General features: G+C 63.2%; 21 protein-coding genes. 13 read left to right on the top strand and 8 right to left on the bottom strand.

Annotated features, from left to right (window positions below; translation table 11 throughout):
* Positions 1-96 precede the first annotated feature (96 nt).
* Complete coding sequence (locus AC6RIC_RS17010) at positions 97-267, top strand: hypothetical protein (protein WP_499733211.1); 171 nt, start codon at positions 97-99, stop codon at positions 265-267.
* A 147-nt stretch (positions 268-414) separates the two neighbouring features.
* Here the strand turns inward: AC6RIC_RS17010 and AC6RIC_RS17015 are convergent, their stop codons facing one another.
* The 4 genes from AC6RIC_RS17015 to AC6RIC_RS17030 all read right to left on the bottom strand — a co-directional run bounded on the left by AC6RIC_RS17015 (position 415) and on the right by AC6RIC_RS17030 (position 6,618).
* Complete coding sequence (locus AC6RIC_RS17015; protein ID WP_499733212.1) at positions 415-1,692, bottom strand: NAD(P)/FAD-dependent oxidoreductase; 1,278 nt, start codon at positions 1,690-1,692, stop codon at positions 415-417.
* A 94-nt stretch (positions 1,693-1,786) separates the two neighbouring features.
* Positions 1,787-4,135, bottom strand: a complete 2,349-nt coding sequence (locus AC6RIC_RS17020; protein ID WP_499733213.1) for a molybdopterin guanine dinucleotide-containing S/N-oxide reductase — start codon at positions 4,133-4,135, stop codon at positions 1,787-1,789.
* A gap of 181 nt (positions 4,136-4,316) precedes the next feature.
* Positions 4,317-5,330 (bottom strand): amino acid ABC transporter substrate-binding protein, encoded by a 1,014-nt coding sequence (locus tag AC6RIC_RS17025; protein WP_454657377.1) that lies wholly within the window; start codon positions 5,328-5,330, stop codon positions 4,317-4,319.
* 103 nt (positions 5,331-5,433) lie between these two features.
* Positions 5,434-6,618, bottom strand: coding sequence for a MalY/PatB family protein (locus tag AC6RIC_RS17030; RefSeq protein ID WP_499733214.1), 1,185 nt, complete (start codon positions 6,616-6,618; stop codon positions 5,434-5,436).
* Between the two features lie 548 nt (positions 6,619-7,166).
* Here AC6RIC_RS17030 and AC6RIC_RS17035 point away from each other — a divergent pair.
* The 4 genes from AC6RIC_RS17035 to AC6RIC_RS17050 all read left to right on the top strand — a co-directional run bounded on the left by AC6RIC_RS17035 (position 7,167) and on the right by AC6RIC_RS17050 (position 12,574).
* Positions 7,167-8,834 (top strand): peptide ABC transporter substrate-binding protein, encoded by a 1,668-nt coding sequence (locus AC6RIC_RS17035; protein ID WP_499733215.1) that lies wholly within the window; start codon positions 7,167-7,169, stop codon positions 8,832-8,834.
* A gap of 106 nt (positions 8,835-8,940) precedes the next feature.
* The gene (locus AC6RIC_RS17040; RefSeq protein WP_499733216.1) at positions 8,941-9,894 is read left to right on the top strand and encodes an ABC transporter permease; all 954 of its coding nucleotides are present in this window, start codon (positions 8,941-8,943) and stop codon (positions 9,892-9,894) included.
* Positions 9,891-10,844: an ABC transporter permease gene (locus tag AC6RIC_RS17045; protein ID WP_499733217.1), complete on the top strand. Its 954-nt coding sequence runs from the start codon at positions 9,891-9,893 to the stop codon at positions 10,842-10,844. Before AC6RIC_RS17040 ends, AC6RIC_RS17045 begins: the two co-directional genes overlap by 4 nt.
* A gap of 431 nt (positions 10,845-11,275) precedes the next feature.
* On the top strand, positions 11,276-12,574 hold the full coding sequence (locus AC6RIC_RS17050; protein WP_488851702.1) for a DUF6538 domain-containing protein: 1,299 nt from the start codon (positions 11,276-11,278) through the stop codon (positions 12,572-12,574).
* A 159-nt stretch (positions 12,575-12,733) separates the two neighbouring features.
* Here AC6RIC_RS17050 and AC6RIC_RS17055 read toward each other — a convergent pair whose 3' ends face one another.
* Entirely contained in the window at positions 12,734-13,300 is a 567-nt protein-coding gene (locus AC6RIC_RS17055) for a recombinase family protein (RefSeq protein ID WP_499733218.1), read from the bottom strand.
* 298 nt (positions 13,301-13,598) lie between these two features.
* Between AC6RIC_RS17055 and AC6RIC_RS17060 the strand changes: the two genes are divergently transcribed.
* The 5 genes from AC6RIC_RS17060 (at position 13,599) to AC6RIC_RS17080 (ending at position 18,363) form a co-directional block, all read left to right on the top strand.
* On the top strand, positions 13,599-14,084 hold the full coding sequence (locus AC6RIC_RS17060) for a hypothetical protein (RefSeq protein ID WP_488851550.1): 486 nt from the start codon (positions 13,599-13,601) through the stop codon (positions 14,082-14,084).
* Positions 14,085-14,490: 406 nt separating this feature from the next.
* Positions 14,491-16,311, top strand: a complete 1,821-nt coding sequence (locus AC6RIC_RS17065) for an adenylate cyclase (protein WP_499733219.1) — start codon at positions 14,491-14,493, stop codon at positions 16,309-16,311.
* Positions 16,312-16,466: 155 nt separating this feature from the next.
* Positions 16,467-17,663 carry a hypothetical protein gene (locus AC6RIC_RS17070; protein ID WP_488851546.1) on the top strand — a complete coding sequence of 399 codons (1,197 nt, stop codon included), beginning with the start codon at positions 16,467-16,469 and terminating at the stop codon, positions 17,661-17,663.
* Positions 17,663-17,893, top strand: coding sequence for a hypothetical protein (locus AC6RIC_RS17075; protein WP_488851544.1), 231 nt, complete (start codon positions 17,663-17,665; stop codon positions 17,891-17,893). Before AC6RIC_RS17070 ends, AC6RIC_RS17075 begins: the two co-directional genes overlap by 1 nt.
* Positions 17,893-18,363 (top strand): hypothetical protein, encoded by a 471-nt coding sequence (locus tag AC6RIC_RS17080; protein WP_488851542.1) that lies wholly within the window; start codon positions 17,893-17,895, stop codon positions 18,361-18,363. Before AC6RIC_RS17075 ends, AC6RIC_RS17080 begins: the two co-directional genes overlap by 1 nt.
* Here AC6RIC_RS17080 and AC6RIC_RS17085 read toward each other — a convergent pair.
* Together AC6RIC_RS17085 and AC6RIC_RS17090 are read right to left on the bottom strand one after the other, a co-directional pair.
* Complete coding sequence (locus tag AC6RIC_RS17085) at positions 18,360-19,160, bottom strand: hypothetical protein (protein WP_488851540.1); 801 nt, start codon at positions 19,158-19,160, stop codon at positions 18,360-18,362. The two genes, AC6RIC_RS17080 and AC6RIC_RS17085, sit on opposite strands and share 4 nt — an antisense overlap.
* A complete protein-coding gene (locus tag AC6RIC_RS17090; RefSeq protein WP_499733220.1) occupies positions 19,157-19,783 on the bottom strand; it encodes a 3'-5' exonuclease in 627 nt (208 codons plus the stop codon). Before AC6RIC_RS17090 ends, AC6RIC_RS17085 begins: the two co-directional genes overlap by 4 nt.
* A gap of 200 nt (positions 19,784-19,983) precedes the next feature.
* On the opposite strand from AC6RIC_RS17090, the gene AC6RIC_RS17095 reads away from it, so the two are divergent.
* Both AC6RIC_RS17095 and AC6RIC_RS17100 read left to right on the top strand, forming a co-directional pair.
* Positions 19,984-21,582 (top strand): DNA methyltransferase, encoded by a 1,599-nt coding sequence (locus AC6RIC_RS17095; RefSeq protein WP_488851536.1) that lies wholly within the window; start codon positions 19,984-19,986, stop codon positions 21,580-21,582.
* 297 nt (positions 21,583-21,879) lie between these two features.
* Positions 21,880-22,419 (top strand): hypothetical protein, encoded by a 540-nt coding sequence (locus AC6RIC_RS17100; protein ID WP_488851534.1) that lies wholly within the window; start codon positions 21,880-21,882, stop codon positions 22,417-22,419.
* 46 nt (positions 22,420-22,465) lie between these two features.
* On the opposite strand, the gene AC6RIC_RS17105 is transcribed toward AC6RIC_RS17100, so the two are convergent.
* Entirely contained in the window at positions 22,466-22,717 is a 252-nt protein-coding gene (locus AC6RIC_RS17105) for a hypothetical protein (RefSeq protein ID WP_488851532.1), read from the bottom strand.
* 270 nt (positions 22,718-22,987) lie between these two features.
* On the opposite strand from AC6RIC_RS17105, the gene AC6RIC_RS17110 reads away from it, so the two are divergent.
* Complete coding sequence (locus AC6RIC_RS17110) at positions 22,988-23,707, top strand: hypothetical protein (RefSeq protein WP_499733221.1); 720 nt, start codon at positions 22,988-22,990, stop codon at positions 23,705-23,707.
* The last annotated feature ends 98 nt before the right edge of the window (positions 23,708-23,805 follow it).

Here is a 23,805-nt window from a genome sequence, read left to right on the forward strand (position 1 = left end):
ATGTTCCGCGCCTGATGCGCTCGCTCTAGCAGACCGGCCCGCGGCTCTTCGTGGCTATCGCGGTGGTGCGCCTGCTGCGCGCTCCAGCCGCCGGCGATGCTCGGCGACCAGCTCGTAACCAATCCCCTCACGCAGCTCCAGAATGCGGTGACGCTGCTCGCGCTGGTCGCAGGGCTCGTGTTCTTCGTACCCTGGCTGATCGTGTTGCTATTAGCCGCCCTGCTGCCGACCCTGCTGGTCGAGGCGCATCTCGTAGCAGCACATTGAAGGGCGTTCTCCAGGAAACGCGCCGTCATTCCGGACGCGCCGCGGCAGCGGCGCCGATCCGGAAGCCATCGAAGGGCTCTGCGCTCCAAGATGGATCCCGGGTCAAGCCCGGGATGACGGCTTGGTTCCGCCGAGAATCGGAGAGCTTTACCGCCCGCGGATCAGGTCCGCAGCCTGATAGCTCCAATAGGTCATCTGAACTGCCGCCGTGCCGAAGGGGCCGCCGTTCCAGACCAGGCCGAAGGGCGCGAAGAGCTTGTAGCGGTCGCTGGCGCCGCGGATCGCCTCGGCGATGACGGTGCCACCGATCGCGGTGGTGTTCATGCCATGGCCGCCGAAGGCGGTGCAGTACCAGACGCCCGGCCGATACTGGCCGATCTGCGGCATCAGATGGCGCGCATAGGACATGAGGCCCGACCAGGCAGCCTCGACCTTGAGCTCGGCCAGCTGCGGATAGGTCGTGACCATCTCGTGGCGCAGGATTGCGGCGACGTCGCTGGGCTCGGTCGTGCGCGTGGTAATGCGCCCGCCCCAGAGGATGCGCGAGCCGCCCTCGACCGTGCGGTAATAATCGCCCGCGCGCCGGTCGTCGCCGACGCCGGTGCTGATGCGGATCGCCGAACGGATCAGGTCCGGCGCGGCCTCGGTCAGCAGCACATAGGTCGCGATCGGGATATAGGCGCGGCGCAGCGCCGGCAGCACATCGCCGGTATAGCCGCCGGTCGTGAACAGCACCTGATCGGCCTCGATCGTCGCCTTGGCCGTCTTCAGTTGCTTCACCGCGCCGTCGAGCTCGCAGGAGATGACCGGCGAGCCCTCATGCATCTTGCCGCCCAGCCGGACGATCTCGCGGGCCAGCGCACGGGCATAGTTCAGCGGGTGGAAATGGAAGGAATCGTCGGCCGTGAGCGAGGCGTGGTATTTCGGCGAATTCAGAAGGGCTCGGGTCTCGTCGCGACCGAGATAGCGCAGCTTGCGGCCGAAGCGCTTCTCCTGCGTGTCACGCACCGCCTGGAGCCCGGCGCCACCGTCATAGCGGACGACCTTCATGATGCCGGGCGACGGCGCGGCCTCGGCGATGGCGAGGCTTTCAATGTTGCCGCGAACGATCTCCACGCCTTCCATCGTCAGGCGATAGAGTTCGTCGGCCTGCTCGCGGCCGGTCTGGCGCTCGATCGCGGAAAGCGAGGTCGCATAGCCCGGGCTGACGAAGCCGCCGTTGCGGCCCGACGCGCCCCAGGCGACGCGCTCGGCCTCCAGCAGCAGGACCGAGCGACCGGCACGGGCGAGATTGAGCGCGGCGGTGAGGCCGGCGAGGCCGCCGCCGACGATGCAGATATCCGTCTTCAGCGTGCCTTCGGCCGGCGGATAGCTCTCTTCGGTCGCAAGCGTGCGGCGGTAATAGGTGTCGATGTAAGAGGACATGCGGTCTCGCGAAGGCAGGCGGCGGGTTGTTTTCGTTGTCGGCTCGCGCGATCCGCCACCGGTTTTCCCGGCAGCGCATCGCGGCTATCGAGGCTTACTCGGCGGCTTGCGCCGTGCGCGACCCCGGCGGGTCGAAGGCCTGGATCGGCGGCAGGTTGCCGTCGAAGCGCGCGACCTGCACGGTCGTGAGCTGGCCGGTGCAGCCCTGCGCCAAGGCCGAGGTGCCGATGTCGCGGGTCAGCACGTTCGGATTGCCATGGACGCAGAGCGGCTTGTCCTCGGTCAGGTCGACGGGGTCGTACCAGGCGCCGGTGGGCAGCTGGATCACGCCCTTACGGATGCCGTCGGTGACATGGACGGCCGCGAGGCAGGCGCCGCGCTCGTTCGAGAGCCGGATGATGTCGCCATCGGCGATGCCGCGCAGCGCCGCATCGTCCGGGTGCATATGCGCGACCTCGCGGCCGCGATGCTTGGCGTCGCTGCTATGGCCGCCGAAATCGAACTGACTGTGCAGGCGGGTCCGAGGCTGGTTGGCGACAAGCACGTAAGGATTGGTGTCATCAGGCACGTTGCTGGCGCCGAGCCAGGTCGGATGACCGGGGCAATCCGCCTCGCCGAAACCGGCGATGGTCTCCGAGAAAATCTCGAGCTTGCCTGATGGCGTCGGCAGCGGCGCTGCATCGGGATCGGCCCGGAAGGCGCGCAGCCTGCCGCCATCGTCCGGCTGCTGCGGCAGGTCGAAGCCCTCGCCCGCCCAGAATTCAGCGAAGCTCGGTGCCGGCAGGCCCTTCGCCGCCAACGCCGTGCGGGTCGGCTCGTAGAGATGCTCCAGCCATTGCCGGGCGGTGCGGCCCTCGGTGAAGGCCTCGCCCGTGCCGAGACGCTCGGCCAGATCGGCGAAGATCGAATAGTCGTCGCGCGCCTCGCCATAGGGCGCGACCACCGGATGCATCGGCACCAGCAGCGGGTCGTTGGGATTGCCGCCGATATCCTCGCGCTCCAGCGTCATCGTGCAGGGCAGCACGATATCGGCGTGGCGCGCCGTCGCGGTCCAGGCGAGTTCATGCACGACCAGCGTGTCGATGCGGGCGAAGGCCTCGCGCAAGCGGTTCAGGTCCTGATGATGGTGGAACGGGTTGCCGCCCGCCCAGTAGACCAGCTTGATCTCGGGATAGGTCCGGGTCTGACCATTGTAGCGATAGGTCGCGCTCGGGTTGAGCAGCATGTCGGAGATGCGCGCGACCGGGATGTAGTCGCTGATCGGGTTCCTGCCTTGCGAGAAGGTCGGCATCGGCACGGCATTGTAGCGTCGGCCGTAATAGGCGATGGCGCCGAGGCCGTAGCCATAGCCGCCCCCGGGCAAGCCGATCTGGCCGAGCGCAGCGGAGAGCACCAGGCCCATCCAGACCGGCTGCTCGCCATGGGTGGCGCGCTGCAGGGCGTGGGCCACGACGATGAGCGCGCGCTTGCCGTGGAGACGCTTCGCCAGCGCGACGATCTCCTCGGCCGACAAGCCGGCGATCGGGGCGGCCCAGGCCGCGTCCTTGGGCTGACCGTCAGTCTCGCCGAGCAGATAGCGCTCGAAGACCGGCCAGCCGACCGTGTAGCGGTCGAGGAAGGCGCGGTCGTGCAGACCGTTGATCACGAGCGTGTGGACCAGGGCCATCATCAGCGCGGTGTCGCTGCCCGGCTTGTTGGCGATCCAGTCGGCGCCAGCCCCCGGAGGCAGGTCGCCGCGCAGCGGGCTCACCAGCACGAACTCGCAGCCGCGCTCCTGCGCCCGCTCCATCGCGCCGCGCTCGACATGGCGGCTGGTGCCGCCGCCGGCGACCATGCTGTTCTTCAGCGCCATGCCGCCGAAGGCGAGCACGATCTCACTGTGATCGGCGATCTGCTCCCAGGAGACGTTGCGCTTCACCAGGTCCTCGTAGTCGCCGATGATATGCGGCACGAGGACGGAGGAGGCGCCCGAGGAATAGCTGTTGACCGACTTCACATAGCCGCCGGTCGAGGTGTTGAGGAAGCGGTGAATCTGGCTCTGCGCATGATGGAAGCGGCCGGCGCTCGCCCAGCCATAGGAGCCGCCGAAGATCGCGCCGGGGCCGTAGTCGTCGCGCACGCGGCGCAATTCGCCGGCGAGCTTGTCGAGCACCGCCGACCAGGACATCGGCACATATTCGTCGCGGCCGCGACGGTCGTCGGGACCGGGCCCGTTCTCCAGCCAGCCGCGCCGGACCATGGGCTGCGCGATGCGGGCGCGATGGCGTAGCGCCGCCGGGAAGTTCTGGATGATCTCGTTGGGATCGGGATCGCCCTCATGAGGGCGGACTTCGAGCTGGCCTTGCTTCATGCGTGCCGAGAACACGCCCCAGTGGGAGGTATGCGGGCGAAACGCCTCGCTCTCGGTCACAGCTTCGCTTGCCGGAACGACTGGAGCCGCCATCGCCTTCCCCCTCACCTTTCGGGCTTGAACAGCCTCCCCCCTCATTCCGCTGGTCCGCGGCCGATCGCAAGGGGCTTTCGCGGATTGCCGGCAAGCGCCGCACGCTTGGCCGAAAGCAGAAAGGCCCGGCTGCAGGGAGCAGCCGGGCCTTTCTCATGCCATTATCCGGATCGCGCCGCGCTCAGCGGATCGGCGCCGCGTATTGCAGGCCGCCATTGGTCCAGAGCGCGTTCTGGCCGCGGGCGATCTTCAGCAGCGAGCCCTGACCGAGGTTGCGCTCGAACATCTCGCCGTAATTGCCGGCCACCTTGATGGCGTTATAGGCCCAGTCGTTCTTGAGGCCGAGCGCCTCGCCGAAGGTGCCTTCCTTGCCGAGCAGGCGCTTGATCTCGGGATTGTCCGACTTCGCGCGCATCTCGTCGACATTCGCCTGGGTCACGCCGAGTTCCTCAGCCGTGACCTGGGCGAAATGGACCCAGGTGACGATGTCGAACCACTGGTCGTCGCCATGGCGGGTGACGTAGCCGAGCGGCTCCTTCGAGATCGTCTCCGGCAGGACGATGTGATCGGCCGGTGCCTTGAAGCGCATGCGCTCGGAATAGAGGCCGGAGGCGTCCGTGGTGAAAGCGTCGCAACGGCCGCTCTCATAGGCCTCGGTCGCCTCGTTGTTGGTGGCGAAGGTCACCGGCTCGAACTTCATGTTGTTCTTGCGGAAATAATCCGCGGTGTTGAGCTCGGTCGTGGTGCCCTGCTGGATGCAGATCGAGGCGCCGCTGAGCTCCTTCGCCGATTTGATGTTCAGCGACTTCTTCACCATGAAGCCCTGGCCGTCATAGTAGTAGGTCGCGCGGAAATTCTGGCCGAGCGTCGTGTCGCGGCTCATGGTCCAGGTCGTGGTGGCGGCAATGAGATCGGTCTCGCCCGACTGGAGCGCCGTGATCCGGTCCTTCGAGGGAAGCTGGATGAACTTCACCTTGGTCTGGTCGCCGAAGACGGCGGCGGCCAGCGCCCGGCAATAGTCCGCGTTGATGCCGGTCAGGACGCCGTTCGCGTCGGGAACCGCGAAGCCGGCGAGATTCGCTCCGGTCCCACAGTTCAGGACGCCGCGCGACTGAATGGTCTTCAGGGTCTGAGCTTCCGCCGACACCGACACGGTGCAGACGACAGCAGCGGCAAGCGCCAGTGAAAACTTCATAGTTCCATCCCTAGGTGACAATAGAGCCGACGATGTTCCACGCAGCCCGGCTCCCGTCAATCGGCAGCGCGGGCCTTGTCCCTCCGGAATTGACCGTTCCCGCTTATTGCAGATCGGCGAAGGCGAGCTTCAGGCGCTCCACCGCCTCCGAAACGACATCGCGCGGCGTCGCCAGATTGAAGCGCAGGAAGCTCTCGCCACCCTTGCCGAAGGTCGGGCCGTGATTGATGGCGATCCGGGCCTGCTTCTCGACGCGGGCGGTGAATTCGGCAGCTTCCATCCCCGTACCCGAAAAATCCGCCCAGGCGAGATAGGTCGATTCGAGCGGCATCGAGCGCACGCCCGGAATCGCGTCGATCCCGGCATCGAAGAGGCGGCGGTTGCCGTCGAGATAGAGGTTCAGCGCATCGACCCAGGCCGCGCCCTCCGGGCTGTAGGCGGCGGTCGCCATGGCCATGCCGAAGGAATTCGGGGAGATGCCGAGCGCATTCATGCGCCCGCGGAAAAGCTCGCGCAGCCGGGTGTCGGGAATGATGACATTGCCGATATGGGCGCCGGCGATGTTGAAGGTCTTGGTGGTCGCCGTCATCATGACCAGGCGATCCATGATCTCGGGCGCCGCGACCGGCATCACCGTATGCTTGTGGCCGGGCATGACCAGGTCGTGATGGATCTCGTCGGAGACCAGGATGAGGTCATGGCGCTTGCAGAAGTCGGCGATTGCCCGCAACTCGTCGCGCGTCCAGACACGGCCGCCCGGATTGTGCGGCGAGCAGAGGATGAGCATGCGCTCCTTGCCGGTCATCGCGGCGTCCCAGGCGGGGATATCGAGAACGTAGCGCCCCTCTTCCAGCGCCAGCGGGCATTCGACGACACGGCGGCCAGACGCGGTCACGATGCGCGCGAAGGCATGATAGACCGGCGTCATCAGGACGACGCCGTCGCCGGGCTTGGTATAGGCCTCGACGCAGAGCGCGGTGCCGTTCACCAGGCCATGCGTGGTGAAGACGGAGTCGGGCGAAACCTCCCAGCCGTGCCGGTTCAGCATCCACCAGCGGATCGCGGCGAGATAGGCCCGGTCATCACCGAAATAGCCGTAGATGCCGTGGGCATTCATGCCGTCGAGGGCGTGCTGCACGCAGGCCGGCGGACGAAAATCCATATCCGCCACCCACATCGCGATGCCGCCATCGGCCGGCACGCCGTAGACGGTTTCCATCTTGTCCCATTTGGCCGAATGGGTGCCGCGGCGATCGATCCGCTCGTCGAAATTGGGAGAAAGCTGCATGAGGCCCTGCCGGCTGACACGGAGAATTTCCTTCTCCTAGCAGGTCTATCGGGAGAACACAGCCGCTGTCAGGCGCAATGCTGGAACACGACGGGCGCATTCGTCGCCCGCGCGGTGAGCGCCGAACGACGCAACTCGATGATCGCGGAGGGAAGGCTTGGGTGGCGCGCCAATCGGGATACAAGCGCGAACACTTATGTGCTTGAAATAGCCATGTGATTCAGTCTGCCGGAAGCCGAGACCGCCTCGTCTCGGCGCTGCCGGTCGTGGCCCTTGGGCGCCATCGGGAACGTTCGCTTTCAGGCTGTGAAGTTCCATTTACCTGCGGCGACTGATTCTTCGTCCATTACCTTACGGCATGTCCGACGCGTGTTTCTTGGCTCGTTTCGAGGAGGCTGGCATTTCGTCTAGCTCCGACGGCGATTGCGTTGGATGAAGCGATGGCAATATCCTCCCGCCGGAAGCCGCGCCCGCAAGGCCGGCAGACGCGGTCCAGTGTCGCCGCTCGGCGACGCGGCGAAACCTAGAATGACACCGGAGGTGCTTTGATGAGTTTCAGGACGACACTGGCCGCATTGGGCGTTGCAGGCCTGATGATGGCCGCCGGGCCGGCGCAGGCCGCCAAGGATCAACTGACCATCGGCGTCGCGCAATTCCCCTCGACGCTCCACCCCAATATCGATGCCGAGGTGATCAAGGCCTATACGCTGGGCTTCGCCATCCGGAACATCACCGCCTTCGACAAGGACTGGAAGAACACCTGCCTGAGCTGCACCGAGCTTCCCAGCGTGAAGAACGGCACGGCCAAGATCATCGACCTGCCCAATGGCGGCAAGGGCATGGAGGTCACGATCAAGCTGAAGCCCGATCTGAAATGGGCCGACGGCAAACCGGTCACGACCAAGGACCTGGAATTCACCTGGCGCATCGGGCGCGACCCCAAGACCGGCTTCTCCAACCCCAAGCCCTGGACGCGGGCGGTCAAGCTCGACGTGATCGATGCGACCACGGCGGTGCTCACCCTCGACAAGGTGCTGTCGTCCTACAACGAATGGGACCAGATCCTGCCCGAGCATATCGAGGGGCCCGTCTACGAGAAGGCCAAGGAGGCCGGCGACTACGTCAAGCAGACGACCTATTCTCGCAATCCGACCACGCCCGGCCTGTATAACGGCCCCTATATGGTGACCGGCTATATCTCCGGCTCGCAGGTCGTGCTCGAGCCCAATCCGCACTGGGCCGGCACCAAGCCCGGCTTCAAGCGCATCATCCTCAAGCTGATCGAGAACACCGCAGCCCTGCAGGCCAATCTCCTGTCGGGCGATGTCGACATGATCGGCGGCGAAGGCGTCGGCCTCTCGATCGACCAGGTCCTGGAGCTGCGCAAGCAACATCCCGATCGCTTCGAGTACCTGTTCAAGCCGAGCCTGAACTACGAGCATATCGACCTGCAGAACGGCAACCCGCTTCTCAAGGATGTGCGGGTCCGGCAGGCCCTGATCTACTCGGCCGATCGCAAGACCCTGACCGACCGCCTGTTCCAGGGTCTGCAACCGGTGGCCGACACCTGGGTCAATCCGCTCAATGCGAATTTCACCAAGGACACGCTGCACTACCCCTATGACCTCGCCAAGGCCAAGACCATCCTTGCGGAAGCGGGCTGGAAGCCCGGCCCGGACGGCATCTGCCGCGACGCTGCCGGCACGCGCCTGTCGCTGGAGTTCGGCACGACCGCGGGCAACCGTCTGCGCGAATTGCAGCAGGCCGTGCTGCAGAACAACTGGAAGGCCGCCTGCATCGAGGTCCGCATCAAGAACGAGCCGGCCCGGACCTTCTTCGGCGAGACCATGAAGAAGCGCAGCTATGGCGGGCTGGCCATGTACGCTTGGTCGAGCAGCGTGACGGAATCGCCGCGCCGGACGCTGGCGAGCGACAACATCCCGACCGAGGCCAACGCCTGGGGCGGCGCCAACTACATCAACTTCTCCAACCCGCGCATGGACGAGCTGATCACCAAGTCCGAATCGGCGCTCGATCCGGAGGAAGGCAAGGCGCTCTGGGCCGAGATGCAGAAGATCTACGCCCAGGAACTGCCGGTCATCCCGCTGTTCTTCCGCTCGGAGGCGCATGTCTATCCGAAGTGGCTGAAGGGCTACGAACCGACCGGGCACGGTCACTACGTCTCGATGTTCAGCGAGAACTGGCGCTCCGAGTGATCGGACAAGCTGCGAGCCCGAACGCGGCCGCGACGACGCGGCCGCTGGACGGGCAAGGCCTCACGCTGCGGCGCGCGGGAGCGCGCCGCGATAGGGAGTTGGGTTGATGGTGTCCTTCATCACCCGCCGGCTGCTGCAGACCTTCGTGGTGCTGCTCGTCATGTCGTTCGTGGTCTACGGGCTGATGGGGCTGATGCCCGGCGACCCCGTCGACATCATGGCCGCGAGCCAGCCCGGCATGACGCCGGAGGTCATGGCCAATCTCAGGGCGATCTATGGGCTCGATCAGCCGCTCATGGTTCGCTATGCGCGCTGGCTGATGGCGGTGCTGAGCGGCGATTTCGGCTTTTCGCGCACGCATGCGCGGCCCGTGCTGGAGGTTCTGACCCCGGCCCTGCTGCAAACCTGCAAGCTCATGCTGGCGAGCTTCACGCTCAGCGTCATCCTGTCGTTGATCCTGGGCATCGCCTCGGCGCTGAAGCCCGGCGGCTGGGTCGACAGTTTCGTCAGCCTGTTCGCCTTCGCCGGCATCTCGGTGCCGATCTTCTGGCTCGCCCTGGTGCTGATCCTGACCTTCGCGGTCGGGCTGCAATGGCTGCCGGCGGGCGGCATGGGTCAGGTCGGCAATTTCGGCTTCTGGGATCAGGTGCGGCATCTCACGCTGCCGGTCCTGGCGCTGACGCTGGCCAATACCGGCCAGTTCACCCGCTATGTCCGCGCTGCCATGATCGAGACGCTGCAGATGGATTTCGTCCGGACGGCACAGGCGAAGGGCGTCGGCAGCCGGCGCCTCATCCTGGTTCACGCGCTGCGCAACGCTCTGGTGCCATTCGTGACGATCATGGCGTTGAGCTTCGGCTCGCTGTTTTCCGGCGCCCTGGTCACCGAGACGATGTTCGCGCAGATGGGCATGGGCAAGATGATCTACGATTCCATCCTGTCCAACGACTTCAACCTCGCCTTGATCGGATTGCTGTTCGCGACGCTCACCACGCTGATGGCCAATCTTCTGGCCGATCTGGCCTATGTCGCCCTCGATCCGCGGATTCGACTGGAATGAGCACGCTGGACACGCCAATGGCGCCGAGCGAAGGCGGCAAGCCGCGCACTGCCGCGCCGCAGACGATCTGGGCGCTGCGCTGGCGCCGATTCCGCGGGCATCGCACCGGCGTCGCGAGCCTCGTCGTGCTCGCCCTGCTGGTCGCGTTCTGCCTGATGGCGGGGCCGCTCGAAGCCTGGCGGGGCATCGACGCGACGCAGACCGACCTGTTCAAGCGCTACCAGCCGATCTCCGCCGAGCACTGGCTCGGGACCGATGATGCCGGGCGCGACGTGCTGGCGAGGCTGATGTATGGCGGCCAGGTCTCGCTGCTGGTCGGTCTGCTGGCGACCCTCATCGGCGGCGTGTTCGGGGTCTCGCTGGGGCTGCTCGCCGGCTATTATGGCGGCCGTCTCGACAACGCGCTGATGCGCCTGACCGACGGCATGATCGCCCTGCCGCTGCTGCCGCTGCTGATCGTGCTCGGCGCGATCGACCTGACCAAGCTCGGCTTCTCCACCGAGGCCGCCCATTCGCAATCGATCGCCTTCTGGCGGATCATCCTGATCATCGCTCTGGTCGACTGGACGCCGATCGCCCGGATCGTCCGGGCCGCAAGCCTCTCCGTCAAGGAGCGCGACTATGTCAGCGCGGCACGCGGCAGCGGCGCGAACGCGCTCTACATCATGGCGCGGCATATCCTGCCCAACACGATCACCCCGATCATCGTCGCCTTCACCCTGACCGTCGGGCGCGTCATCCTGTTCGAGTCGGTGTTGAGCTTTCTCGGCTTCGGCATCGTGCCGCCGACGCCGAGCTGGGGCAACATGCTCAACAATGCCCAGGAGTTCGTGACAACCGCGCCGGCGCTGGCGATCTATCCGGGTCTCCTGATCTTCATCACGGTGATCGCCGTCAATTTCCTCGGCGACGCCATGCAGCACGCCTTCGATCCGCGTTCGGAGAAATAGCGCGGGCGCTCATACGCACGCCGCAAAGCCAAGCGGGATCGCCGCCGTCGATTTCAGCTCCTCCGTGAGGAATGGAGGAGACGCCGATGACGCTGCGCCTGGTCTTGTAGGCAGGGCCGCCTCGGCGATGTCGCGCTTTCAGCGCGAAGGCTGATGCTTCATGTAGGTGATCGCCAGTGCCCGACCCGCTCAGTACCAAATCGACGTACAAGCGCGTCAGCTCTAAGCCCATGAAAGGACAAGAGTTCTAGCTTTCAAGCGTTTGAAGGAGCGATGGCGCGGTCTACGGGACCCCTCTGGCCCGTTTTTGGACCTCTAACGAACCCGTTCTTTTGATTGCGGGTTTCCTGATCCGGGGTAGCGTTTTCGCTGTTTCGGAGCAGATCGGCCTGTGAAGCGGGCCGGAGAAGGTGGTGAGGCCGCGATCGAGGATGGGGCGTTTTGGACTGGTTCCCTTCACGAGATGCTCGGTCAAGGGAGGTATTTTCCGGTTCCGCCTCCAACTTCCTGCCGACGTGTTCGCGAGGCTCGCTGCTGCCGAAGTCGCCAATGCGCGACGGACGGTGAGCTTCTCGCTGAAGACGCGTGATCCCCTGACCGCCCGAAGCCGAGCCCTGCGGGCTGCCGCTGATGTCAGCGACATGATCTCGGCCATTCGGTCCGGGTCGATCCTGCCCTGGCAGTTCGTCCCGACCATGTACCAGCAGGATCGGATCATCATTCCGAACAGCGGCCAGAAGCCGGTGGTCTCGAAGCGTGCTGGTGCGGGCGTGGCGAAGCCGAAGAAGAACGCGATGACCCTGCACCGCGTGTACAAGGAGGTGTACCTGCCCCGGCGAGAAGATCGAAAGGGAGCACCGCCGCGCCGTAGGGCTCGGCTGGACATGGAGAAGGCGATCGCGCTCTTCGTGGCTTCTTCCAGTGACCTCGCCATCACCAACATCTCGCGGAGGGAGGCGGAGAAGTTCGTGCGCGGGCTGGAGGTGGGCTCGATCGGCACGAAGAAGAAGATCGTCATTGCGCTCTCGACGGTCTGCAATGCCGCCGTCGCGGCTGATCTGATCCCGGCCAACCCGTTCAGGGGCCTCGGCCCGGACAGATCGGCGATCGCAGCAGCCCGGCGCAGCTACTCCCGGCTCGATCATGATCAACTGGCCCGGTTCTTTGGCCGAACCGAGCGCGAGGACGGGGCGGTGCTGTGGCTTCCCCGATTACTCCTCCTGACCGGGGCTCGCCTGGAGGAGATGGCTCAGCTTCGCAGCGAGTGGTTCGTCCGCCGCGATGGCGTCGATGTGATCGACCTGCACGACGCGCAGGTGAAGAGCGCTCACAATCGCCGGTACATTCCGCTTCACCGCGACCTGCTCGACCTCGGCATCCTCGATCTGGTTAGCCGCTCTCCTGATCGGCTGTTCCCCGAGCTTCGGTATCGTCCTTCCGCCGAGCGCTGGAGCGGGGCGATCAGCATGAAGCTGAACAGGACGATCGACGAGGCTCTGGGGCGGGATCGGCGGCTGACGGTGCATTCGTTGCGCAAGACCTTCGAGCACGCCGCCTATGTGATCGGGGTACCCAAGCCTTCGATCAATGCGATCACCGGCCATAAACCGGCTGACGTGTCGGAGGAGCACTACCTGATGCTCCGGGACGATGTTGCGCTGCTGAAGCGGCACATCGACCAGATCGACTTCCCATTCCTGAAACAGGTCTGTTCCCCGATCGCGGTCTGAGAGGGGTCGTTTTTGACTGACTCTCGTGCACGAAGACCGAAAAGGGCATGGTCACCATGGTCATGCTCAACATGTTCTCGCTCACCCACATCACGTTGCCCTACGCGGCCACGGTCTCCTCACCGTTCTCGCTCGTGTCCGGGACGATCTCCCGGACCGTCAGGCCAGCGCGCTCCGCCCGCCCTTGAGCGCCCTGTAGATCGTGCTGGGCGCGACCTGAACGTGCTCGGCGATCTCGGCGACCGTCAGCGTGCCCTCGGTCATGAGCGTCTTCACGACGGTCAGCTTCACCGTGTCCAATGCCTTGGGGCGTCCTCCGACTCTTCCGCGTGCACGGGCTGCGCGAAGACCGGCCTGGGTACGCTCGCGGAGAAGCTCGACCTCCATCTGGCCCAAGGCCCCGAGAACGTTGAACATGAAGCGGCCCGCTGGGCTGGTCGTGTCGAAGCCCTCAGTGATGCTCTTCAGGCCGATCTCTCTCGCCCGCAGGTCTTCGGCGACATCGAGCAGGTGCCGGATCGACCTCGCCAACCGCGACAACGAGTAGATCGTGATCACGTCGCCTGGGCGGGCATGGTCGAGCAGCTTCTTCAGTTCGGGGCGGTCAGTCTTCAGGCCGCTCGCCGTCTCGATGTAAAGCTTCTCGCATCCGGCTGCCGTCAGCGCGTCGATCTGCAAGGCATGGTCCTGCGACGCTTGTGAACATCGCGCGTACCCGATCTGCATCCAGCCTCCCTCGCAAAACTCATCGCGAGGAGGTTCTCATGAGAAAGAGGTTTTGCAATCGAATTGTGCGACACCGTCGTCAGCAGAATCCCCGACGATCTCGCCCACATCACGTGCCTCGCGGAAACGACCGTTTGCGAGAGGCTAAGAAATTGGTGGTTGTCGCAGCCTGAGATGCCCGCCAATCTTCGCGACACACTCGGGCGACGGATGCGGTTGCCTGGATCACTCGCTGCGGGGGCGTATGACGGGGCAGCGGAAGCCGAGCGAGCTTTGGCGGCTGCTCATCGGGGCTGCCATGCTCGCCCTCGGAATCATCGTCGTTGCAGCTTCATGGTGGAAAGGCCCGCTATCCCGAGAGCGGTTGTCGCTGATCGAGCAGTTCGGCCCGATGACCGTGGCGACACCACTGGTCCGATACGGTGGCCCTGGCCACCGCCAGAGCAGTGGCACTTATCGGACCCAGGACATTCCGCTATTGGCGGCAGGTCGGATTTCAGGAACGTATCGCCCCGCGAAAACGCTGTGGGTCGATGATTTGGACCGCATCCCACGCAGTCAAAAACTGAGTTTCTTGGTCGATCCAGGCAGGCGTCTCGTCTACGAGGCGACGACCAATGGCAGGGTCCTCCTCGCCTATGAGGAGACGGCGGCAAAGCTGAACGAGACGGTTCGACAGAACATGTTGTTCGGGCTCGGCTTTGTCGCGATCGGCGGATTCTGGCTCGCGCCCATCGTGTGGCGTCATTGGCGGCGCGAGCGAGAAAGTCGCGAACCGAGTTGAAGCGTGTGATGGCCAATGGCATGCTGTCGGGCTTGTCCATGATGCTCTTATTGACCGGTCGGAGCGCAATCAAAAACAGATGGTTCCGACCACGCTCGCCGCCGCCTTCGAGCATCGTCGCCAGCCCCGATTCTACAGGGGTTTGCGATGACGGTCGGGAGCGCGTCGGCGGGAGGTTTTTGGGACCGGGGCTGGCGAGAGAGGGCGGTTGGTGGGCCGAGGATGGTGGCGCGAAACGCGCGACGGTCGGACCTTCAGGCGAAGGTGGAAACGGCAGGCCACCGGATAATCTTGGGACCGGATAATCTGGAGAAGGGAGATGATGGAGGCGGCTTCCATTGCTTCGCTGACGCGCGAATACCGCGCCTTCCGTAATTCGGCTTGCCGAAGGCCGTGAATACACATCGTGCAACCGAAATTCGCTGCCGTCGCGCAATGCTATTGGCTCAATCTTAGAAGCCGCTTAAGCTTCCAATCAGGATCGCGAGATCATTTCATGCACTCAATGGAACCTGCTGACTACAGATCAAGCGCGCCGGAACCGGAAGAGGTTCGGAAGCAGTTGGCTCGCATTCTCTCGAGTCCCGATTTCGCCGTCCCACAACGCCTGACAGCGTTTCTTACATTCGTAGTCGAAGAAGCACTCGCGGGTCGCGGCGACGGCGTTAAAGGTTACACAATCGCCACAAAGGTATTTGATCGGCCTCACGATTTCGATACCCTAAACGACCCTGTTGTTCGGATCGAAGCGCGACGGCTTCGCAGTGCCTTAGAGCGTTATTATCTAAAGGGCGGAATTTCGGATCAGGTTCTGATCGACATTCCAAAGGGGACGTACGCCCCAAAATTCTCGCGACGACATCAGGAGCCAGCACCTCATCGTACCGAGCCACTTGTAAGCGGACTACAAAGGGCCAAATTCGTGGTAGCGATTGTTGGGTCCGCCTTTGTCTTCACCGTAGTGGCGGTTTGGGCAGCCTTCGGCCACCGCTTTGCGAACTCTTCGCCGATCCCCGGAAATCCAGAAGTTAGTTTGGTGGTGTCTCCCTTCATCAATCTTTCTGGGCCGGAGGGAGGGCTCTATTCTGCAGGAATATCCGACGAACTCTTGAATCAACTGGCGCGCTTTAAGGAGTTAAGAATTATCAGCCGCGATGCCGCGTTAGCGTCGCGTGGCTCTTTGCAAGCCCCGCTTCAACCGGGCTCTGTAAATTATGCCCTTGAAGGAAGCGTTCGCGTGCACGACGGAAAGTTGCGCGTTTTGAGTCGACTACTCGATGGAAATACGAAACGCATCCTATGGAACAAAGTGTATTCTCGCGATATAAATCGATCAGATGCCGTTGAAATTGAAGCTGACATTGCGACAAGGGTCGCGACATCAGTCGCTCAACCATACGGGGCGATATTCACCCCGGTTTCGCTCGACGCCGCCGGGCGAACTCCCGCTGGGGCAGAGGCTCATTTGTGCATTCTGCGCTTCTACCAATACAGGAAAGAACCGACCCGAGAAGAACATCAGATAACGCGAGATTGCCTCATTGATACGGTGACACGCAACCCAGGTTATTCGACGGGGTGGGCGATGTTGGCCTACCTTTACCTCGACGAGGATCGCTTTGAGTTTAATCAACATCAAAAGGCACCCGCAGGAAAAAGGCGGGCGCGTGAGGCTGCGGAGCAGGCCGTAAATCTCGACCAAGCCAACGTTCGTGCCCTTCAGGCATTAATGACCGTGCTATTCTATAGCAAGGAGCCAGAAATCGCTCTGAAGATTGGAGAGCGCGCATTGGCACTCAATCCAAACGATACCGAAATGTTGGCCGAATTCGGTAGCCGCCTTGCTCAATTTGGGGAACGAAAGCGCGGACTATCGATGATTGAGGAGGCAATCGAAAGAAACCCCAATCATACAAGATATTACACTGCAATTCTAGCACAAAATTACTACATGTCGGGCGATAATGATCGAGCTTTATATTGGATAAAGCGCGCCGATATGAAGCGATTCTCGAACTACCATTTTGTCGCTGCACTAATTTTTGCACGCGCGAACATGAAACAGGAAGCCAAGGCCAGCGCCAGTGAGTTTCTGAAGATGCGGCCTAGGTTTTTTGATAACTTGGAGGCGGAACTCGCAATGAGGAATTACGGCGCGGCGGATCGTCGTATCATTATTGAAGGAGCCCGTCAGGCGGGATTTCCGGTCGGACAGATTGAATCATAGTATTCATCGGATCAGAGGCTCGGGGTTTTGCCCGTCACCAGCGCCAACGGGTCCGTAAGCGCGTCAAGTTATCGACCTCCTCTTGCCAACATTTCGTTCGACAAAATTCAAATCGGCATCATGTTTGCCTGCTCGCAGTCAACATGGGGTAATCATTGGGACCGATCGAGCACCTACCGTTTCCGCCACGCGAATTCCGTGGCTATTCATTGAATTTTGCGGCCCGACTGGAAGCCTCGCTTCCTCATTTCATCTTGAAAACTCTCTACGCCAGCAATCTCGCCCGGCAGGCCATCTTCGCCGTCGCTGCCGAAGTCGATCTCGACAGACCCAGGGACTTCCTGGATCGCATCGCGCATCATGCACCGGATGCTCTGGCTGGAATCGAACACCTTGATCCGCTGGCGCAAGTTGCGCGGGCGCTGATCCTGATGAAGCCGAAGAGCACGCTCGGAGCGCTCTATGGCACCTGCCCAGACGGGCTGCTGGGGGCCTTCTCCAGGTTCGGGTGCATGCCGTTGTATGGCTCGGAGATTTACAGGCAGACCTTCGACATTTTCGCGAGGTCCGAGAACCGAGGCCGTGCCAAAGCGCTCGGGCAACTGGAAGGCCAGCTTCGCTCTGAACATATTGTTGTCGCCGCTGGCCTCGACGACGTGCTCCAGCACAGAGCGGTGCTGGAGAGAACTAAACCCGCCGAAGTTCCCGCTTTGAACGCCTTCGCACGGATGATCGTGGACCTGTGCGACGCGACGCCCCAAGCGATCAAAGAATCGCTTGATAGCCTTCCGACCGGAACCAAAGGCGTGAAGATCGGCGAATGGGCACAGTCCTGGATGGGCCGCCAAGTTCGGCTGCCGTGTCCCCTCCCGATCGCTGATGATGATCCCGATCTGCGCGTTTGTTTGGGGGCTGAGCAGGCCAGCCTCGGACGCCGCTTCCGAAACTGTGCCGAGAGCCGGATGTCCTATGCATTCTTTGGCGAACGGATTCTGGTGGAGTGGATTCGGCCCGGCGAGAACGCCGTAATCGAACTGGCGCTTGTGCAGTCGGGGGCGGAAGCGCGCTATTCGTGCGAACAGGTGGTGGGTCCGCGCAACCGTCGTGTGAAACCCGCCGTTGCGGCGGCCATTCGCGAACGCTTCGACCAGCTTGGCATTCTGTATCAGGCCAGCCCGTTTCCAGCCGCCGAGCAGGAGGGGCTCCAAGCTCTGCTCGATCATTTTCCGAACGCGCCCTTCGCCGACTACCACGCTCGGCGCGTTGACGACGATGATGCCGAGGGCGAGAATGCAGAAATCGCCCGCATGCTCGATGAACTCACGGTCGATATGGCCGAGGGCGCGGCGTGATGGACGCGGCCATCGTCGAGATTCAGCAGGCTCCGGCGCGTGTGGTCCTCCGGGACCGCCAAGGTGTCGTCATCGGCGTGATCGAGCGCCAGCCACTGGTCGGCAAGCTGATCGCCCGTGACGCGCGCGTCGGCGCTTATGAGGAGCGAAGTAGGATAACGCGTGACAGGCATGGGCGGCTCGTTGGCCGAACCAACCTGCTCCAGGCGCTGCTTTTCCGGGAGCGCTGATGCGGACTCTTCTCGTCCTCGCCGCACTCGGCTGGGTTATCTCGCTGCCGTGGGTGACCTTGTTCGCTTACGTCGTGCTGATCGTTATCGCGATCGCCGTGCTGTGGCTGATCTCGGCTTCAATAGAACGCCATGCCGTTTCGGCCTCGCACGGCGGAAAGATCATCGACCACAACTACGTCGCTGCGCTCGAAGCCATGGTGGCGGAGGCGGAAACCCAGACAGACGCGCTGCGGTGCGAGATTGAGCGGCTTCGTTTGGCTGCTGCTTCGGAGTGCGATCCGAAGGCTGCCTTGTTCCGGCGCGTCGGACTCAATGACGGTGCGCCTCAATGGCTCGTAGCTGCGGCACGGCGCGCCTATCGCGTCGCTCTACACCCTGACAAGCATCCGGCGCACCGGAAGCAGGAAGCCGAGAGAAGGCTCAAGATGGCCGAGGGGGTGTTCGACCAGATCGCGGCTCGAAGCTAAGCCAATGCTTCATGCAGCGACCCAAGAGGCTCGTTCTCGGCATTGAGCCCAAGCAGGTTCCACTGCGGCGACCGAATGAATGCGCGCGGCGGTAGGACGATCCAACCATCCTCGTCGCCGACCGCGACAAACTGGCCCGCTGCGACGCAAAGCGCGGTCAGGGCGCAGACAAATGCCGCTCGGTCATCATGGTTGATGATGGCGCTTGGATTGAGCGTCAGTCTCCTTCCCGGCAGGAGGCACTCCATCAGCACACTGAAGCCGCCGGTCGCCGCGAGGTGACGGAAAAACGTGTCGGAGCGATCCCCTCTCCATGCCGAAAGGTGCTCCGGGTTGTCGATCATCAGTCCAAGGAACGAACTCGGAAACGCCTCCACTAGCGCTTTCTGGTCGATAGCCACACCGTGCCGAGCATCTTGTACATCGCAGCACGCGACGAGGTGTCGAACGCAGTCGTTGGCTTGCTCGTTCAGCAACTTGCCGACCGGAGCACTCGATTCGCCCGGCTTGCCGATCAGCGGACGGAGGCGGCGGGTCAGCATCCTTTCAGCCGTCCGATACCTGCCGATGATCCCGAAACCTCGGCGGATCGGACCGTCGAAGGCCGCCGCGATGATCTGGCGACCGCCCGCGACCTGGGCAATCACACGCTCGCGCTCCGGTTCGACAGCGCGGAAGCGCGCGATGTCCCATGAAACACCAGATGCGGACCAATCGAGCCGACAAATGGCACTGGATCGACGGGTTGGAGAGCATCCCACGTCGATGCCGACGACCGATCCCTGCTCCGTTATCAAGCGGCTGCTCCAGCGGGCGGTGCCGGAGTTTGCAGCCACTCGAATGCCGCAGCAATTCGCACGCTTTGAAGTCGGTGCAGCACGTCATGATCGAAGTGCTGAGCGGTACAGCGCGAGCGGGCGTCCGCGCATATTCGCGCGAACAGGCGGGTGGTCACCCAGGTGTCGGCGCTGGCCCGGTGAAGTTGCCCAGGAACGTTGATCCCGACCTCCCGCACGATGTCGCCAAGCCTGTAGCTCGCTCGGCCCGGAAACACGCGCCGGGCGAGCAGCAAGGTGCACAGTGTCCGAACTTGTCGCCCGTCGAGGAAATCCTGCGCCTCATGCTCCAGGAATTTTCGGTCGAACCCCGCGTTGTGGGCCACGACCGGCGATGCCGCGATGAAGTCGGCCAACTCACGCATCACGGCGGAGGACTTCGGCGCGCCGCTCAGCATCGCCGTCGTGATGCCGGTGATATGCGTGACCTCGGCGGGCACGCGGAGGCCGGGATCGACCAGTGTCGAAAACTCCTGACCAGCCCGACCATCGATGATCTCGCGGGCCGACACCTCGATCACGCGTGCTCCCAGGGTCGGGCTGAGACCCGTGGTCTCGAAGTCGAGGACGACGAAGCGCCCCATCGGGATGTTGTCCAACTACCTCAGCCCCTCAAGCTTCCCGCATGATTCCGCATTCCCAAACGATGCCGCCACCGGGCCGATCTCGGCAACATCAAAACGGCCTCCAATGACGGGACCGACGAATTGACCGTTAGGCTGGCAGTCACGATTCCTTGCCAGAATCGCGGTCTGTTCCCTCCTAGAATTACGACCTCCAGTTCATGAACCTGTACGATTTAGAAGCCGCTGCCCCTCTGCTCGGCAAGGAGCTTGTCCGAGCGCGACGGCATCACCGTGTCACCCGAAGCGCGCTCGCGATGGACGCGGGCATCAGTCGTATCACCCTCGCGAACCTGGAAGCCGGGCGTGGCTCGCTGGCCTCATTGATCGCCGTCCTCGCGGTCCTCGGCCACCGCTTCGCCGATCAACCTCCCGAGGTCGAGCTTGGCCGCTGGGTCGCTCAATCTCGGAAACGCGCAGGGCTGTCACAGGAACGTCTCTGCGCCCTGGCCCGAGTTTCGAAGCCTGCACTGGTGCGCGTCGAGCGGGGTGAAGGCAACATCTCGACGTTGATCGCGGCCATGGCGGGGCTGGACTTGTCGATGGCCTTGGTCGATGTCGCGATCGAGACCACGCCGCCGCCATCTCCTGCGCCCACCGCCCACGTTCTCCTGGGCGACTGTCGCGAGCATATGCGGGATTTCGCCCAGCAAGGGTTGCTGTTCGACGCCGTGATCTGCGATCCACCATATCACCTGTCGATCGCGCGCCGCTTTGGTGGAAAGCGAGCAGCGGCATTGAAGGGCGGCGAGCCGGGCAGTGACAACCCCTATAGGACTGTGGCCACCGGTTTTCTCGGGCAGGTATGGGACGGCGGCGACATCGCGTTCGATGTCGAGACATGGCATGCGGCATATGCCGTGCTGAAGCCGGGCGGTCACCTCGTCGCGTTTGGTGGACCCAGAACCTTCCATCGCCTCGCCGTCGCGATCGAGGATGCGGGCTTCGAGATACGAGACCAGATCATGTGGCTGTTCGGGTCCGGTTTTCCGAAATCTCTCAATCTTCGAGGCAAGCACGCAGGTCGCGGGACAGCCCTCAAACCCGGCTATGAGCCGATCATCATCGCGCGCAAGCCACTCGCGGAAACAAGCGTAGGGTCCAACGTCGTGAGGTTCGGCACCGGGGCGATGAACATCGATGCTTGCCGAATCCCCACGAGCGAATGGATCGAGCAAGGTCGGGCGGGCAGGAAACTCGGAACCTCCGTCGCACTGACTGGCCGTGGCCTATCTCCAACCGGCCCCGTGGGCATCGGGCACAAGGACCGGCCAACATCCCGCCCCGGTAGCAAGGGTGTTGCGAGCTATACTGAGGCCAACGTGGCGGCGGGAATTCGGCCAACGACGAGCCTGAAGCAGTGCGTCGAGGCCCCAAGGGCCGAGAACGGCAGGTGGCCAGCCAATGTGATCCTCACTGACATCGATGAGACTTGGGGGCGGTACTTCTACGCGGCCAAGGCATCGAAGGCCGACAGAGGTTCAGGAAACAACCATCCCACCGTCAAGCCCAACGATTTGATGCGATACCTCGTCCGGCTCGTAACCCCGCCCGGCGGAACGGTCTTCGATCCCTTCATGGGCTCCGGCTCGACCGGGATCGCGGCGATCCAGGAGGGCTTCAGCTTTGTCGGTTGCGAACAGCAGGCCGAGTATATCGAGATTGCGCGACGCCGGATCGCGAAGGTCTTGCCGAAGAACGGGTCGCCGCTCAGCGAGCTTCAGCCTCAGGAACAACCCGCGATCCGAAACGCATCTTAAAACCGATGGCGTCATAGTAGCTTTCGAAAAGATACTTCTGTCCGGCTCCGCGCGGGAGTTGATCGTACGCAACGGAGGCCGAGCAGTTTCGCTCAATCCAGAGACGACGTTCCGAGTTCATCGCCTGGAAATGGTCCTCTCCAAGGGTCTGGCGAGTCATGCCGTTCTGCTTCACGACGTACGGATGGCGAAGGTCTCTCTGGGTCTTGAGGTCTGCGGCAAGCTGGCGCAACGACTGTTTGAACGCGTCTGTCATCCCATATTTAGTTGAGGGGGCTCACCACCGCTAAATAGATCATGCCCAATTCCTGCTGTTCGGCCCATCGGTGCCAGAAGGTCTCGTGCCCCGGCTGCGCTTGGCGCTACGCGCTCCATGTCTCTCGCCGCATTCTCGCCTGCGAACCGCAGCGGCTCCACGCGCTGACGGTCGAGCGCGCCATTGCTGGTCCGCACGATATCGACCGATTGAGAAGGTCGGCCCACAACGCCGTGGCCTATCAGAGGCGTCGCTACCGGGGTTGGCGAAGCGTCGGGGTATGGGGCTGGTACGGTGAGGCGGACTTCCACGGCATTGTTGAGCTTGGCTCGATTTCGACCATTGAGTTCGTGCACACGTTCCGGCGGCGCGGAGAGGTACAGCTACGGTCGATCGAGATCGAGAACCTCCGCACCGAAGTCTACGGGGCGGCCCTGTCGGTCTCGGCGATATCGACTGTGGGCAGCAAAGGCCGATATCAGCCTCTGAAGGTCGCGATCGAGCCGGTGATGACGACCAGGAAGCGCCCTGTGCCGGTCATTGACGATGTGATGGTCGAAGCTATGCCGGTGCTTGTTTGAAGACGACCGCATTCGGCAGCCGGTCGCCCAGCAACACCGCCGGAGTTCAGAGCACCTGCGGGCCGGGCGGTGGTACTGAGCTTTGAGCATTGAACTCGGCGACCGCCCGCTCGACGATTGGCGCGCCAGGATCAGCCCTCCACATGGCGACGATAATCTCGCCCAGCCGGTTTTGAGCAGCCAAGCGATATGGCGGGGCGATCGGCGTGGAATGGTTGATTTCGATCCACGCGGCGTCGAACACCTCGACCAGATTGGTCATATCCTCTTCATCGGCGACAAGGGTTCGAAACGGCATGCAGTCCGCCTATGACGGCGGCGTAGGTCAAGCAAGCCCTCCACCTTTCGACCAAGGTCGAAGACCACCTTGCGCGCTTGCCAGCGGAGCAAGAGATAATTTCCACGCATTGCATGTGACATGGATGTTGAGGCTGCGTCAGGGCGTCGCCTATTCTCCTCATGTGACCTCGATCCCTCCCACCTGGGCGCATCTCCAGCCCGCATCGATCAAGGGCTGCTGGAGCCTCCCTACAGGATGCCGAGGGCTCTGCGGCTCATGCCTGACGACGTGCCGATCAAGACGGCGCTCGCCGTTCCAATGGTGGTCGCCGCGCGGCTGCTGCTGGACCTAGCGATGAAGCAGGGCGGCTTGGTCCTGACCCCGGCTGGCTTCCTCAAGGGGGTGGATGTCTGGCACGTCTTCGACCAGACGGAATGGCCGGGCTCCAACAAGACGCTCACGCTCTCGATGAACAAGGTCATCAACGAGCAGGACGCCCTTGGCGTCTTCTTCACCCGCATCGCCTTGCAGGTGGCTGGGCTGCTGCGGAAACGCGCCGGGGTCCTGAAACCGACCAAGGCCGCGAAATCATTGCTTGCGGAAGAAGCCGCGCCTGCTCTGCTCGGCGAACTGTTCCAAGCCGTGTTCTGGAGGATGAACCTTCAGGATTTCGACCGGAACCCGCTGGAGTTCTGGCCGCAACATCATGCCGGGCTGGCTCTTTGGTGCCTGTCGGTTACCGCTCACAAATGGTCGAGGACCGACCATCTTACCCCTGCCTGTACGATCATGGACACCATCGGCGAGCCCGTCGCGCATGACCTCCCAGGCTTCGCCATGCTGACCCGCGTCCTTCGGCCCCTGACGTGGCTTGGAATGCTGGAGACCCGCAGACAGAAACGTGTTTCCGGCTGGGGGCACGATGAGGATTTCCGAAAGACGCCGGTCTTCGACCAGATGCTGAAATTCAGGGTGGAGATGCTCGGCGCGGAGGACGCGCGGCATTGAGCCGGACTGAACCGCCGACGCACGGTGATCTGTCCTTCATCCCGTCTTCAGAGGCCGCCCGTCAGGCAAGGAATAGCCATTGGCGCGCCCTTCGTTGA

This window comes from Allobosea sp. TBD101, from assembly GCF_059817965.1.

Coding starts and splice junctions, on each gene's coding strand:
- AC6RIC_RS17015 (WP_499733212.1), bottom strand. CDS start 1,692: ATGTCCTCTTACATCGACACCTATTACCGCCGCACGCTTGCGACCGAA.
- AC6RIC_RS17025 (WP_454657377.1), bottom strand. CDS start 5,330: ATGAAGTTTTCACTGGCGCTTGCCGCTGCTGTCGTCTGCACCGTGTCG.
- AC6RIC_RS17060 (WP_488851550.1), top strand. CDS start 13,599: ATGCTCGCCCTCGGAATCATCGTCGTTGCAGCTTCATGGTGGAAAGGC.
- AC6RIC_RS17020 (WP_499733213.1), bottom strand. CDS start 4,135: ATGGCGGCTCCAGTCGTTCCGGCAAGCGAAGCTGTGACCGAGAGCGAG.
- AC6RIC_RS17095 (WP_488851536.1), top strand. CDS start 19,984: ATGAACCTGTACGATTTAGAAGCCGCTGCCCCTCTGCTCGGCAAGGAG.
- AC6RIC_RS17040 (WP_499733216.1), top strand. CDS start 8,941: ATGGTGTCCTTCATCACCCGCCGGCTGCTGCAGACCTTCGTGGTGCTG.
- AC6RIC_RS17035 (WP_499733215.1), top strand. CDS start 7,167: ATGAGTTTCAGGACGACACTGGCCGCATTGGGCGTTGCAGGCCTGATG.
- AC6RIC_RS17100 (WP_488851534.1), top strand. CDS start 21,880: ATGCCCAATTCCTGCTGTTCGGCCCATCGGTGCCAGAAGGTCTCGTGC.
- AC6RIC_RS17080 (WP_488851542.1), top strand. CDS start 17,893: ATGCGGACTCTTCTCGTCCTCGCCGCACTCGGCTGGGTTATCTCGCTG.
- AC6RIC_RS17050 (WP_488851702.1), top strand. CDS start 11,276: ATGGGGCGTTTTGGACTGGTTCCCTTCACGAGATGCTCGGTCAAGGGA.
- AC6RIC_RS17045 (WP_499733217.1), top strand. CDS start 9,891: ATGAGCACGCTGGACACGCCAATGGCGCCGAGCGAAGGCGGCAAGCCG.
- AC6RIC_RS17075 (WP_488851544.1), top strand. CDS start 17,663: ATGGACGCGGCCATCGTCGAGATTCAGCAGGCTCCGGCGCGTGTGGTC.
- AC6RIC_RS17010 (WP_499733211.1), top strand. CDS start 97: ATGCTCGGCGACCAGCTCGTAACCAATCCCCTCACGCAGCTCCAGAAT.
- AC6RIC_RS17030 (WP_499733214.1), bottom strand. CDS start 6,618: ATGCAGCTTTCTCCCAATTTCGACGAGCGGATCGATCGCCGCGGCACC.
- AC6RIC_RS17055 (WP_499733218.1), bottom strand. CDS start 13,300: ATGCAGATCGGGTACGCGCGATGTTCACAAGCGTCGCAGGACCATGCC.
- AC6RIC_RS17090 (WP_499733220.1), bottom strand. CDS start 19,783: ATGGGGCGCTTCGTCGTCCTCGACTTCGAGACCACGGGTCTCAGCCCG.
- AC6RIC_RS17105 (WP_488851532.1), bottom strand. CDS start 22,717: ATGCCGTTTCGAACCCTTGTCGCCGATGAAGAGGATATGACCAATCTG.